Below are 12,755 nucleotides of genomic sequence, written 5' to 3'. Positions count from 1 at the left end.
CGGAAACTGCTCTGCGGGAAACTGGAATGCCCGACGCTCCGGATTCCGACGACGGAGAATACGAGGAAGGCGAATACGAGCAGCCTCGTTCTCTCGCCGATCGCCTCGGTGACTGGCTGGAATACCGGCTGGAAGTGGCGCGGGACCGGCACGCTGGAGAAGCGCCCTTCCGTGAGGCTGAAATAGCGCGCAAGGCAGCGCTTTTGGAAGCCCGCACAGCCCAGGAAACAGCGATGATGGAGCAGAACGCCAAGCTCCACACCGCGCAGATGAAAGCGAAGGCCGACAAGACGGCGGCGCGCGGCAAGGCCGACGCGGCGCGGTCCTCGAGCTCCGGCCTGGGCGCTGACAAGGGCGGCCGCTCGAAGGCCGGCGGCGGGGGCGGCTCACGCGGAGGCGGCGGCAGCTCCGGCGGCTCGGGCCGGGGAACCGGCGGCGGCCGGGGCTCGGGCACGAACGGGTCCGGCGGCTCCGGGCGAGGCTCTGGGGGCAGCAACTCCCCCAAGGGCGCCGGGAAGGGCCCTGATCGTTCCGCTGGCGGCCGTGGGGGCGGCTCGAAGGGCAATGAGTCGTCCGGCGGCCCCAAAGGCCGTCAGAACGGCTCTGGCGGCTCCGGTGCGGGTAAGTCCGGTACCGGCAAGGGCAGTTCGGGCGGCCCCGGCGGCAAGAACGGGTCGGGCAGCTCCGGGTCCGGCAAGGGCGGCTCGAAGGGCGACGGCGGTAGGTCGAAGGACTCGCCGGCCGCCAGCCCTCGGGCTGAACGTGCCCGCGGCCGCCAGGATCGTGCCACCGCCCGCCAGGCCGCCCGCCAGCAGCGGCGCGCCGCCGACCAGGCCGCGAACCTCACCGACCGCAGTAAGGACCGCGACCAGGACCGCGCCGCCAACCAGGCGGCGCGCGAGGAACGCCGCAGGGCGAAAGCCGAGCGGAAAGCCGCGAGGAAGGAGAAGCGGGAGGCCGCCAAGGCCGCCGACGACCGCACCACCCTGGGCGCGGCCGTATCGGAGGAAGCGCAGCGCCGCTGGGACAAGCGCCGCGCAGCCGAGAAGGACAAGGCCGCGAAGGACGGTGAGGCCAAGGACTCCACCGGCGGCAAGGACTCCGAGGCCACCACCAAGAAGATGACCAAGGACGACCCTGAGTCGTCTTCTGACGGCCCGAAGGACGACTCCGCGACCAAGGAGCCGGACGACGGCAAGAAGAGCGGCGAGAAGCCGTCCGACGGCTCGGGCGACAAGGACGCCAAGGACGGCACCGGGGCGGACGACGGCCCCAAGCTCGACGACGTCAAGGACCCGCCGGACTCGGGTGACAGCGACGACAAGCGCTCCTTCAAGGAGAAGCTCAAGGACTTCTTCACCAAGCCCGGCGAGGACACCACCCCGCCTGAGCCGGAGGAGCCCTCAAGGCTTCGGCCCGAAGACCTGAAGGTCACGGTGGACAGTCCCGGTCGGAGCAGCCGTCCCCCGAAGTCCGAAGAGGCTGAGGAGGACATCTGGGACGCGGTCGTCGTCGATGACCCGTCCGATCCCTTCGGGGCCACCGTCTCGAGCACGGCGAGCCTCCCTCGCGCCCCGGAGCCCCACACCGAGCGTCCCGGAACCAGCCGACCCACTGCACAGGAGGACCCCGTGGCATCGGAGGTCAACAAGCCCGCGTCGGGCCAGGCCGGTATGGCGGCCAAGCACCGGACCGACATCACCTTCGGCGAGTACCTGATGGAGATCGTGAACATCGCGATCGCCGCCGCACTCGACAAGGACCGCGCCCAGGACCTGGCCATCGCACTCGGCAAGGTCGCCGACGCCCTTCGGGACATGGCGGCCGACCTCGGCAGCGACCACAACATCGCCACCGAGGTCGTCGACCAGATCACGGACCTGGCCGACGCCGCGGCCCGCATGAAGCAACTGGCCGAACGGTGCGCCACCGAGTGCGAGATCGCCTCGGAGGCCGCCCGCCTCGCCGCCATGTCGGTCGGCCGCGTCTACGGCGAGGACATCCAGGCCATGGACGACGCGGGCCTGGCCAACGCCTCCGCCGCCGCCCACCACGACTAGGAAGAAGGTCCGCTGATGAGCGACCTCGCGCCCACCACCGGCGGCGGTGCCGCCGCCCAGACGGACGGCGACAACCGGTACAAGGCCGTCCAGCAGAAGCTCAAGGTGCTGGGGCAGGCCATGGACCTGGCCAGCAACGAGCTCGAGGCGCTGCTGCGCGGCATGCGCACGAACGCCCAGCGCTCCGAGGGCTTGGCCGTCGACATCGCCAACGCCGAACTTGACCGCAAGTTCATCGAGATGACCAACCAGGTGTCCGTCGCCCTGGGCGGCGCCGCCGTCGAAGTGAAGAAGCTCCACGAGACGGCCCAGGAGGTGTCCGGCCTCGCCCACGACGCGCGGCGCAGGCACGCGCGGCTGTACGAGGGCCTGGACACCATCCGCTCCAGCCGCAAGGAGCGCACCCCCAAGCCGGGTTTCTTCGCCCACTGACCCCGAACCACTGAAACCCCCTGATGGGCGGCCCGCCACCGACGGCGGGCCGCCCATCGTCACTCCCGAAGGAGAACCCCGTGTCTGTGCCGCGCAGCGTCGCCCTGGAGCGCACCCTCTACACCCTGGCCGCCCCGGTCCTCGCCGCGGCCCCGAACCTCTCCCCCGACAGCCCCGTCAACACGGTCGTGCAGCTGGCGGGCGCCGCCGGCGTCGGCGGCTGGTTCCTCGCCTACAAGAGCGACGAGTCCGGCGCGGGCCGCAAGATCCTGCGCTGGTCGCCGCTCGTGTTCGCCGCCGCCGTCGACATCGCCGCGAAGAACACGATCGGCTGGGGCCCGTGGTGCCTGGACGGCCTGCTCGCCGCCGGATGGGCGGCGGCCGGTCTGCTGGTCCTGCCGCTCTCCCGGCACACCCGCCGTCGCCACCGGCCCGCCCTCGCCGCCCCGGCCCCCGCGCCGCAGCTGCAGCCCGCCGCCCCCGAGGCGTCCCCGGACGACGGCGCCGACCAGTTCACCCAGCAGGTGCGCTGGCTGTGGGAGAACCGCGGCCTGCCCGGCCGCACCATCGTCGTCAAGGCCACCCCGCACGAGGGCACGCGACACGACCTGTCGCTGCTGCTGCGCGCCTCCGAGGCAGGACGGCCGATCTCCGGCCTCACCGAGGAAGTCGTCGCCGCCGCGTTCGGCGTCGACGTCACCGACGTGCACATCAAGGAAGTGGGCCGCCAGTACGGGCGGGAGGGCGGCCCCGGCTGGAAGGAAGTCCACGTCACCCCCGACGCGAACGAGCGGCGCCGCAAGGCCCCCACCGCCCACGAGTGGTGGGCCGACCGGATCGCGAGCGGCCCGGTGCCCGGCTCCCAGTTCGTCAAGGAGGTCCGCGACCACGCTCGCCGGGTCACCCACTACATCGCCCAGGTCCCCGACGAGATGGGCGAGCCGCGCGTCAACCAGCACGCCCTGGCGGCCGCGCTGAAGACCAAGTACGACGAAGGCCGACTGTTCGTCACCGTCGACGGCAACCAGATCCTGGTCTCCCTGTGGGACTCCAGCCCGCTGGCGCAGATCTTCCCCGCAACGCGGGAACTGCTCACCCCGGACAAGGACGGCCGGTGGGTGACCGGCTACCTGGGCAACGGCCAGCCCGCCCGCAACCGCGTCTACACCGACCGGGGCGCAGCACACGGCCTGTTCGTCGCCCCGTCCGGCGGCGGCAAGACCCAGCTGATGGGCCTGCACGTCGCCGCCGACGCCCTGTTCGGCGCCGTGGTCTGGCTGGCGGCGGAAGCCCCGGACGAGAAGGCCGCCAAGTTGGGCGAGTACACCGACCGCTACGGCGTCGGCGCCCTCTACATGATCCGGCTCCTGCGGGCGCTGGACGCCCTGATGGAGATCCGCGGCGAGATGCCGTGGGAGGACGGAAAGGTCTACGACTGGGACCCCAACCTGCCGGGCTGCCCCTACCGGATGCTGTCCGCCTACCTGGATGAGTTCCTCTCCGCTGCCCGCCACGGCGACTACGGAGCGGAGATCATGGACCTTGCCGAGAAGGTGTCGGTCAAGGGCCGCAAGTACGGCATCGGCATCAAGGTGGCCGGCCAGTCCATCTACGTGCAGGACGGGTTCACGCAGCTGTTGTGCGAGAACCTCCGGGAGAACTGCATCCCGGTCGTGCTGAAGGTGGCGCCCAAGAAGGTCGGCGACATGTTCAAGGCCCTCGGTATCCCGTCCGAGCACACGCCCGACCCGCTCCCCCGCTCCTTCTCCCCGGAAGAGGCGGGCCGGATCGACCGGGTGATGCGCGGCGAGCCCGAGCCGCCCTCCAACTCCAACACCGGCGGCGCTGGCTGGATCGTCGAAGCCAAGCAGCCCGAGGTCCTGCGCACGCTGTTCATGGACTTCAAGGCCGGCCTGGACGACTACTTCCCCGACACCATCGCCACCCTCACCGACTACGAGATCCGCGAGCTCGAAGCGCGGGACCTGTGGTTCGACTGGACCGAGCCGCCCCGGCCCGGCGAGTTCGGCGACGAACCCGATGACGAGGACGGCGACGACGACGCGCCCAAGAAGGGCGGCGGCAAGCGCCGCGGCGGGAAGTCCGCCGCGCGCCGCGACGCGGTCACCTCCCCCCGCCAGGCGCTGGAGGCCATCAAGAACCTCTCCGGCGTCTGACCCCGCCCCGCACCGCTCCACCCTCGCAGGGCCCGGCCGCACTGGCCGGGCCCTGTTCTCACCTGGAAGGACACATCGCTCGTGGCCGTATCGATCTCCGCCGTCGTCCTGCTCGGCATCGTCGTCTTCGTCCTCATCCGGGGCGGCTACGTACGCCTCGGGCCCGCCCTGGCCTGCGCCGGGTTCGGCTTCTTCCTCGCCTTCACTGGTGCCGCGCCCACCATCACCGACGCGATCAGCACCGTCACCGGCTGGCTCTCCAGCTTCTGACCACGCCCGGCCGCCGGCGTCGAAGGCCGCCACCCACCCCCGCGCCTTCGACGCCCCCAGGAGCCCCGATGCCCCAGACCCACCCCGCCCCCGCCATAGACCAGACCGCCCCGATCCCCGCAGCTCCAGCGCCGCCGACGGCACTGTCCCTCGAGGAACGCATGGCGTTCATCAACGCGGCGATGACCGTGCGGCTGGACGAAGCCAAGGTCGCCTACGAGGTCAACACGGCGCACATCGACACCGAGCCCGTGGACCTGGCCGACGTCGTCACCGTCCCGCTGACCCCGACGCTCCAGCCGCCGCCGCAGCAGTCCTACCCGACCCCGGTCGCGGACCTTCTGCAACGCGCTCACCACCGGCTGCTCACCGGCGGCTGGTGCAAGGACGCCCTGGTCGACGAAGACGGAGCTCGCTGCATGCTCGGGGCCATCCGGATCGAGGCCCGCGGCGACAGCGGCCTGGAGGCCAGCGCGGCCTCCGTGGTCCTGGACGCGATCCGCCGCAAGTTCGGCGACGACGTCGACTCCGTGCCGTCCTTCAACGACGCACACGGCTCCGGCCGCGTCCCGATGCGAATGCTCGACCAGGCCGCTGGCCTCGCCGACGCCCGCGGCCTCTGACCCCAGCTCTCCGGACCACCTGCCTCGCACCCGAACCCTCGCGGTCGGGTGCGGGCCAGGCCGTCCGGCCTGCGCACAACCCGCCCACCACAGCCGCCCGAGCGAGGGAGACGCCCCGCATGCAGTCCGACGACAAGCCCGTCAACGGCCAGCCCAGCCCGAACAGCCCGAGCTTCTTCGACCTGTTCGACCAGACTCCCGAGCCGCCGGTCACTGGCCGGGACAAGGCCCCCGGCGCCAAGCGCTTCGCCCGGCTGCGCGAGGCGTGGGATGCGTCCTGGGAGCAGGGCGGTTTCCTGTACGAGCGGTGGGAAGAGGTGTTCCAAGCCCGGCAGGTCGGCTGGCACAAGATGGCCAACTGGATCAAGGCAGTGCTCATCCTGGCCGGGGTGTGCGCGTTCATCGTCCTGCTGGACACCGCAGGTGACATCGTCTCCGCCGTGGCCGACCGGCTGGTCACCGCGACGCCGACGACGCAGGCCGCAGCCGAGACCTCCAACGGCTTCTGGGCCGTCATCGACAACCCGATCCGCTCCTACATCGCTCGGCATACCGGCCCCGGCCTCGCCGTCAGCGGATCCGCCGTCTACGCCTTCTGGCAGCTCACCGGACTGTTCGGGCTGATCGGAGGGTTCGCCGGAAGCACCGGCGCCCGCATCACCTGGACCCTCTGGGGGACGGCCAGCGTCGGCGCCGTGTGGTCCGCTTCCCCCGACGACGGCCGCACCATCGCCACCGGGATCGCCGTCCTGCTCTGGACCATGGCCTCCACCGTCGCCCTGCGCGGGCTGGGCCTGCGCCCGGTCATCCACACGGGCTTCCAGCCCCAGATCGACATCCGCCCCGAGATCCACATCCCGCCGCAGCCCGTCCCCGTCCACGACGGCCTGGACGACGAACCGGACAACGTCCACCGGCTCCAGCACTGACCCGACGCCCTGCCTGGTCCTCGCCCGCCCCGCACCGGGCGAGGACCGTACAGGCCGCCCGGCCAGCCGCCTCACCGTCTCCCGCGCCCGCCGACGAACCGACGTCGGCGGGCGCGGTGTGTTGCCCACCCAACCCGCTGGAGGAGATCACTCGTGCTCATCCCCCGCCCACGCCGCCGCATCGGCCGGCCTCGCCCGCAGCGTCCCGGCCCCCGCTACCCGCACCGCCCCGACCGGCTGCCCGGCGCCTGGAGCAGGTGATGCCCCGCCCCCGGAAGAAGGGGCGCCGCCGCGAGGTGAAGCGCGTGCCGCGCAGCGACGCGCTCCTGCCGGAGTACGACCGCGGCGCCGTCCCCGAAGGCCTGGTCACCCGGCGCCAGTTACGGGACATGAACCTCAGCCCGGGCGGCAACGACGGTCCGGTCGCGATCTTGCGCTGTAAGTGGTGCTCCTACCGGCCGCAGTGGTCGTGCATCCACCCCACCAGGGGCTTCCTGCTCCGTGTCGACCTGGCCGTGCCCAAGCGCGTGCCGACGCTCGCTCAGGAATGGGCCCTGGACCGGGCGATGGCAGCTCGGCAGACCTGCGGCGACTGCCGGAGGCGTTTTTACATCTGCCTCTCCAAGAAGCTCGGGTGCTGCCTGGAGTGCTTCGACGGCACTCCCGCGGACCCCAGCAGCTACCTCGCCCCCACGACGTCCGGCACTCACCTGCTGGTCGCGTGAGCCGCGAACCCCGTCCCGGCCACGCAGGCCGGGACGGGGCCACACACCCGGGCGGCCGCAGCACCGGCAAAGGCCGGCCGCCCACTCCCTCACCCCTTCGAGATCGGGAGAAACCCAGCATGACGACCTTCACGGCCCCCGACACCGCCACCGACAAGAACCTGGACACCGCCTGCGCCTCCATCGTCAACGAGATCGGACGAACGGACGGCAAGTCGTCCTTACTGCTCGCCTTCAACGGAGCCGTCCTCGCCGGCCTCGCGTCCGTCGCCGACAAGGACCTGCCGCCTGTGACGAAGGTTTTCGGCGCGCTCGCCGTCCTCGCCCTGGGCGCGGCCGCCGTGCTGCTGCTTCTGGTCGTCAGGCCCCGCCTGCGCGGTGACGACAAGGCGTCTTTCCCGCACTGGGCGCGCCTGGACGAAGACGAGATCCGCGGCTGCATGGTCGGCGACAACCGCGCCGCCAGCATCCGGGTCCTGTCCGTCCTCGCCGTACGGAAGTTCACCCTCTTGCGGCGCGCGGTCGACCTGTCCCTCGCCGCCCTGGCCCTGCTCGCGCTGGCCGCCGCCAGCCTCGCGCTGTGACGGCGACCGCGCAGGCCCGCACCCGCCTGGAACGCATCCGCGCCTCGGTCGGCATCGCCCAGCTCGCCCTCCAGCAGATCGAGGACGACCTGAGCGCCAACGACGTCGACCAGGCGCAGCTTGCCGCGATCCTGCGCGAACTGTCCGAGGACACCGACCCGCCCGGCGGGTTCATGGCGTCCGTCGCGCAGCTGCTCACCGCCGCCGCGAAGCGAGCCGAACAGATCGAGCCCGACCGCGACGGCGACGCTTCCTGCCCGCTGCACGAGGCCGCCGCCCTGATCACCGACAACGCCGGGATGCGCCTGATCTGGGCTGCCCGCTCCCTCGACCCGCAAGGAGATCTCGTATGACCTCGGTGCTGTACCCGTCCCTGCCCGAGAACGGGCTGATCGTGCTGATCGGTGCCTCCGGTGCGGGCAAGTCCACGCTGGCCCGCACGTGGCCGGCCTCCCAGGTCCTCTCGCTCGATGGCCTGCGCGGTGTGGTCGGTGACGACTTCTCTGTCAAGTTCAGCGTGTTGAACTGAGCTTGTTCTCTGCACTTGTCAGGCGAGCGGCTGTGAATCTGTTGGATCTTGCTGGCTGAGCGTGACTGCCTTCGCGGCGGCCCCGGAGCAGCAGCGGCGGAGGTTGAGCGCGTGCCTCCCGACAGCGGGGGCCCCTCGACCGTCCACGTCAGCACGTCCGTCATGCACATCCCTCCCACCGCGGAACCTATGCGGGAGGCCGCCGCCCCAGCCCGGGAATCCCCGAGGCCGCCCGTGACGGACGATCACGTGCTAACGATCTCCCGCCCGACCAGCACAAGTACCCCGCCGAGACATCACACCAGCCCTGCTGACCAGCAGGAATCAGGATGGTGGATCTTCATTGGAAGGGCTCTAAGTGGACGGCATGATCTTCGGGATATGCACTGTGGCCGGCTTATTGGTCACCGCTCTCTGCACCAGGAGAGCCGTCGGCAACCCGCGTGTGTCGACCTGGTCTATCGCCGCCGCCTTCGGTATCTGCACCCTCGGCGTCTTCTTCGCCGTCCCCGTGGTCGCTCAGGCAGCGGAGGACGCCACCGGTGTCGCCAACGTCGGCAAACTGATTGCCCACATCTGCGCGATCCTGTGGTGCGCCGCTCTCCAGATCACGATGGTTGACCTGACCTACCGTTCCGAGTACTTGCGCGCCGCGATGTTCCAGCGGGCCTTCGCGGCCATGGTGGAGCTGGCGATCATGGTGCCGCTTTTCCTGGCGGCGAACGAGCCGGACATGGAGTTCACCACCGCGTATGTGCACAACGAATCGGTGGCCGCATACCTGCTGATCTACCTGTCGTATGTCTTGGTCACCTGCGGTGAGTTGGCCTTCATGTGCGGAAGGACTGCGCAGCGCAACTGGGGCATCCGACCCTGGAGCGGCGCTGGCTATGCTCTGTCCCCCATGGCCGCGACGCTGGGCATCGCTTACACGGTGTCCAAGGGCTCGTACATCATCTTCTACCTCGTGGACGATCCTTGGCCTCTGGACGTCGAGGAGGTCGTGAGCCCTTCCCTCAGCGGCCTGGCCGTGTTGTTCCTCTTCTTCGGCTTGACGCTTCCCATGGTGGGTGCCCTCCGTGAGCGGCTTCGTCAGCGGAAGCAACCGGCCGGTACACGCAGGCGTCGTAGTGCTGTCGCAAGGAGAACCCATCGTCCTCGACCGCAGCCCTATCGCCCGCTCGGAGGTACAGCTCACCTGCTGTGAGCATTCGCCAACCCGAAGGACACCGCCGTCTACAACGCGGTCCTCGAGCGTATGAAGCAGGCGCAGAAGGACGCCAGGAAGCCGAAGAAGTAGGCGCATTGCGCCAACGCACGGAGTCCCGGGCCGTAGGGAGCGGCCGGGCCTCCGTACACGTGAACCTCGCATGCATTATGGGGCAGTTGGTGAACCGCTGGGCCGAACGTCCGCGACCCCGGCGCCCCACTCGGGACTGTCCCGGTAGGGACCACCAGCACGAACGGGAACCTGCTGCGCTTTCAGCTCAGGCGGTAGCTGAGAACGGCGAGACCGGCAGCGGCGGCGCGGTGCTGGTAGACCCGCAGTCCGGGGGCGCCGGGCGGGAGACCCGTGTCGTCGAGTGTGCAGGTGACCGGGAGGGCGAGCCCTCGGTGTTTATCCGATCTCTGGTGATTGGTTCTTTAGGTGGGGGGCGCAACGGTGTGGGCACGCCATGCCCACCGATGGCACGTTTCAGCCTGCCCACCCAGAGGGCCAGTGACGGCGACGGTTTCGCCCGTGGTCTCAGCGGTTCCGCCGTGGGTCGGGCTTGGGCGCCGGAGGGGGAGCCTGCTCGCGGTCGATGGTGGCCGCCCAGCTGGCAAGGAGTCCGAGCGCGTCTTCGGAGGGCGAGCCGGGTTCGGGGCTGAAGGAGATGAGGGTCAGGCCGGTGTCGGCCTCGATGGACATCAACTCGTAGGCCAGGGAGAGGTCGCCGACGATGGGGTGGTGGAACTTTTTGACGCCGTTGCGGTGCACGTGCACGTTGTGTGCCGCCCAGCGGGTGCGGAAGAACTCGCTGCGGGTGGACAGTTCGCCGACCAGGTCGGTCAGTGCCCGGTCATAGGGGTTGCGGCCGGCTTCCCAGCGCAGAACGGCGACGGTGTCGTTGGCGACGTCCTCCCAGTCGCCGAACAACTCCTGGGCTTTCGGGTCGAGGAAGACGAACCTGGCGTTGTTGACGGGCAGGGGCCGGTCCTGGAGCACTGGTGAGAACAGGGCCCGCCCCAGGCGGTTGGCGGCCAGGGTGTCGGAGCGTGCGGTCCACACGAGGGCGGGAATGGTCAGGGCGTCCAGGAAGCGCTGGACGGCGGGACGTACCTGTGCTCTGGCGGCCCGACGGGGGCGGGTGGTGGCGTTCGCGGCGCGGACCAGGTCGAAGAGGTGGGTGTGTTCGGCCTCGGTGAGTTTGAGCGCTCGCGCGAGGTTGTCCAGGACGCTGTCGGAGACCCCGCGGCCGTTGCCGCGTTCGAGCTGCGTGTAGTAGTCGACGCTGACTCCGGCCAGGAGCGCGACCTCTTCGCGGCGAAGTCCGGGGACGCGCCGGGAGCCCCGGCCGTAGACGGGCAGCCCCGCCTGCTCGGGCGTGATCCTGGCCCGGCGGGAGGTCAGGAACTCACGGATCTCTTTTCGCCTGTCCATTCTTCGAGGTTAAGTCCCCTGCCGGCGGTCTGGGGGGTGCTGCCAGTACCTGGGTCATCAGACTCTCCCCCATCGGCCGCCCTCCCTGTTGCATGGACCGTGCAAGGACCAGTGGCAGGACGAGCTCGTCTACGCCTGACCGACCGATCTTGTGAGGGTTGAAGCGGTTCATGCTGTCGCGCCGCTTCAACAACGTACGCCCGGGATACCCCGACGGATTCGGCATCGGCTGGTACCCGAACGCGAACCGGAGGTATGAAACGGGTGGAGATCGAGCTTCGGATCAATGGATCCGCGCGAAGACTGGACGTCTCACCACAGGTGAGCCTGCTCGACGCGCTGCGCGAGTACCTGGGCCTGACCGGTACCAAGAAGGGCTGCGACCAGGGCGCGTGCGGTGCCTGCACGGTGCTCGCCGACGGCCGGCGGATCAACGCGTGCCTCGCGCTGGCGGTGCAGTACCAGGGTCGTGAGATTACGACCATCGAGGGCGTCGACCACCCGTTGCAGGAGGCGTTCGTCCGCACCGACGGATTCCAGTGCGGCTACTGCACGCCGGGCCAGATCTGTTCGGCGATCGGCATGCTCGCCGAGCACAAGGACGGCGCGCCCAGCGCGGCGACCGAGCACCTCGCCGCCACCGGCGGTGAGCTGGACGACGAGGAGATCCGGGAGCGGATGAGCGGCAACCTGTGCCGCTGCGGCGCCTACAACGGCATCGTCTCGGCGATCAGGGAGGTCGCGAAGTGAAGTCGTTCTCCTACGTCAGCGCACCGGACATCGGCACGGCGCTGCGCACGATCGCGGACGGCGGTGACGTGAAGTTCCTTGCGGGCGGGACGAGCCTCGTCGACCTCATGCGGGAGGGGATCGAGCAGCCGTCGACGGTCGTGGACATCACCCGCCTGCCGCTGACCGGGATCGATGAACTGCCGGACGGCGGGATCCGCGTCGGCGCGCTGGTGAGCAACAGCCGGCTCGCGGCGGACCCCATCGTCCGCACCCGCTACCCGGTGCTGGCGCAGGCGATCCTGCACGGAGCGTCCGCCCAGTTGCGGAACATGGCGACCGTGGGAGGCAACCTGCTGCAGCGCACCCGCTGCATGTACTTCTACGACGAGAGCGCCGCGTGCAACAAGCGTGCGCCCGGCAGCGGTTGTGACGCGATCGGCGGGTTCTCCCGCGGCGGCGCGGTCCTGGGGGCGAGCGAGCACTGCATCGCGACCCATCCCTCGGACATGGCGGTGGCGCTGGTGATGCTCGACGCGGTCGTCGAGGTGGAGAGCGTGCGCGGCACCCGGCGAATACCGGTCGCCGAGTTCCACCGGCTGCCCGGCGACACGCCCCATATCGAGACGGTGCTGGCCGCCGACGAGCTGATCACGGCCGTCGAGCTGCCGCCGGTGCCGGTGGCAGCGAACTCGCGCTACCGAAAGGTGCGCGACCGTGCGTCCTACGCGTTCGCCCTCGTCTCCGTCGCGGCCGCGCTGGCCGTCGAGGACGGCGTGGTCACCGAGGTCCGGCTCGCCCTGGGCGGCGTCGGCACGAAGCCGTGGCGCGCCACCGAAGCCGAACGCGTGCTCCTCGGCCGGCCGGCGGCCGAGGAGGCCTTCCGGGGGGCGGCGGAAGCCGAACTCGCCGCCGCGGAGGGCGGACCACAGAACGCGTTCAAGATCGAACTCGCGCAGCGCACGATCGTGGCGACTCTGCGGCGCCTGCTGACCGACGGGAGCGCCGCCTGATGCCGAGAGGAAGCGGGACAACACGGTTGCGGCTGCTTCC

General features: G+C 70.4%; 13 protein-coding genes and 1 pseudogene. 13 read left to right on the top strand and 1 reads right to left on the bottom strand.

Annotated features, from left to right (window positions below):
• Positions 1 to 233 precede the first annotated feature (233 nt).
• The 11 genes and pseudogenes from H4687_RS45480 to H4687_RS45430 all read left to right on the top strand — a co-directional run bounded on the left by H4687_RS45480 (position 234) and on the right by H4687_RS45430 (position 9,536).
• Positions 234 to 2,060: a hypothetical protein gene (locus H4687_RS45480; protein ID WP_046913070.1), complete on the top strand. Its 1,827-nt coding sequence runs from the start codon at positions 234 to 236 to the stop codon at positions 2,058 to 2,060.
• Positions 2,061 to 2,075: 15 nt separating this feature from the next.
• Entirely contained in the window at positions 2,076 to 2,492 is a 417-nt protein-coding gene (locus H4687_RS45475) for a hypothetical protein (protein WP_046913069.1), read from the top strand.
• An 80-nt stretch (positions 2,493 to 2,572) separates the two neighbouring features.
• Positions 2,573 to 4,669, top strand: coding sequence for a hypothetical protein (locus H4687_RS45470; protein WP_050399368.1), 2,097 nt, complete (start codon positions 2,573 to 2,575; stop codon positions 4,667 to 4,669).
• Positions 4,670 to 4,750: 81 nt separating this feature from the next.
• A complete protein-coding gene (locus tag H4687_RS45465) occupies positions 4,751 to 4,939 on the top strand; it encodes a hypothetical protein (RefSeq protein WP_046917524.1) in 189 nt (62 codons plus the stop codon).
• A 68-nt stretch (positions 4,940 to 5,007) separates the two neighbouring features.
• Positions 5,008 to 5,562 (top strand): DUF6197 family protein, encoded by a 555-nt coding sequence (locus tag H4687_RS45460; RefSeq protein ID WP_050399369.1) that lies wholly within the window; start codon positions 5,008 to 5,010, stop codon positions 5,560 to 5,562.
• A gap of 119 nt (positions 5,563 to 5,681) precedes the next feature.
• Complete coding sequence (locus H4687_RS45455; protein ID WP_046914984.1) at positions 5,682 to 6,491, top strand: hypothetical protein; 810 nt, start codon at positions 5,682 to 5,684, stop codon at positions 6,489 to 6,491.
• Between the two features lie 260 nt (positions 6,492 to 6,751).
• Entirely contained in the window at positions 6,752 to 7,216 is a 465-nt protein-coding gene (locus tag H4687_RS45450; protein ID WP_046914985.1) for an RRQRL motif-containing zinc-binding protein, read from the top strand.
• A 119-nt stretch (positions 7,217 to 7,335) separates the two neighbouring features.
• Positions 7,336 to 7,800, top strand: a complete 465-nt coding sequence (locus H4687_RS45445) for a Pycsar system effector family protein (RefSeq protein ID WP_046914986.1) — start codon at positions 7,336 to 7,338, stop codon at positions 7,798 to 7,800.
• Positions 7,797 to 8,153, top strand: coding sequence for a hypothetical protein (locus tag H4687_RS45440; protein WP_046914987.1), 357 nt, complete (start codon positions 7,797 to 7,799; stop codon positions 8,151 to 8,153). Before H4687_RS45445 ends, H4687_RS45440 begins: the two co-directional genes overlap by 4 nt.
• Positions 8,150 to 8,299: pseudogene (locus H4687_RS45435) on the top strand (ATP-binding protein); the annotation flags it as partial. The gene H4687_RS45440 and the pseudogene H4687_RS45435, both read left to right, overlap by 4 nt.
• A gap of 397 nt (positions 8,300 to 8,696) precedes the next feature.
• On the top strand, positions 8,697 to 9,536 hold the full coding sequence (locus H4687_RS45430; protein WP_225968463.1) for a hypothetical protein: 840 nt from the start codon (positions 8,697 to 8,699) through the stop codon (positions 9,534 to 9,536).
• 540 nt (positions 9,537 to 10,076) lie between these two features.
• On the opposite strand, the gene H4687_RS45425 is transcribed toward H4687_RS45430, so the two are convergent.
• Entirely contained in the window at positions 10,077 to 10,973 is an 897-nt protein-coding gene (locus tag H4687_RS45425; protein ID WP_046914989.1) for a helix-turn-helix domain-containing protein, read from the bottom strand.
• 255 nt (positions 10,974 to 11,228) lie between these two features.
• Between H4687_RS45425 and H4687_RS45420 the strand changes: the two genes are divergently transcribed.
• Positions 11,229 to 11,723, top strand: coding sequence for a (2Fe-2S)-binding protein (locus H4687_RS45420; RefSeq protein WP_046914990.1), 495 nt, complete (start codon positions 11,229 to 11,231; stop codon positions 11,721 to 11,723).
• Positions 11,720 to 12,715, top strand: a complete 996-nt coding sequence (locus H4687_RS45415) for an FAD binding domain-containing protein (protein WP_046914991.1) — start codon at positions 11,720 to 11,722, stop codon at positions 12,713 to 12,715. The genes H4687_RS45420 and H4687_RS45415 overlap by 4 nt, the downstream gene beginning before the upstream one ends.
• Positions 12,716 to 12,755: the final 40 nt, after the last annotated feature.

Origin of the sequence: Streptomyces stelliscabiei (genome assembly GCF_014873495.1) — a bacterium.
Taxonomy (GTDB): domain Bacteria; phylum Actinomycetota; class Actinomycetes; order Streptomycetales; family Streptomycetaceae; genus Streptomyces; species Streptomyces bottropensis.
This window is presented reverse-complemented; position numbering and strand designations above follow the sequence as displayed.

Bases quoted from the DNA above. Each gene is read 5' to 3' on its own strand.
- H4687_RS45480 (WP_046913070.1), top strand. From the start codon at position 234: ATGATGGAGCAGAACGCCAAGCTCCACACCGCGCAGATGAAAGCGAAG.
- H4687_RS45475 (WP_046913069.1), top strand. From the start codon at position 2,076: ATGAGCGACCTCGCGCCCACCACCGGCGGCGGTGCCGCCGCCCAGACG.
- H4687_RS45460 (WP_050399369.1), top strand. From the start codon at position 5,008: ATGCCCCAGACCCACCCCGCCCCCGCCATAGACCAGACCGCCCCGATC.
- H4687_RS45455 (WP_046914984.1), top strand. From the start codon at position 5,682: ATGCAGTCCGACGACAAGCCCGTCAACGGCCAGCCCAGCCCGAACAGC.
- H4687_RS45450 (WP_046914985.1), top strand. From the start codon at position 6,752: ATGCCCCGCCCCCGGAAGAAGGGGCGCCGCCGCGAGGTGAAGCGCGTG.
- H4687_RS45445 (WP_046914986.1), top strand. From the start codon at position 7,336: ATGACGACCTTCACGGCCCCCGACACCGCCACCGACAAGAACCTGGAC.
- H4687_RS45430 (WP_225968463.1), top strand. From the start codon at position 8,697: ATGATCTTCGGGATATGCACTGTGGCCGGCTTATTGGTCACCGCTCTC.
- H4687_RS45425 (WP_046914989.1), bottom strand. From the start codon at position 10,973: ATGGACAGGCGAAAAGAGATCCGTGAGTTCCTGACCTCCCGCCGGGCC.
- H4687_RS45420 (WP_046914990.1), top strand. From the start codon at position 11,229: ATGAAACGGGTGGAGATCGAGCTTCGGATCAATGGATCCGCGCGAAGA.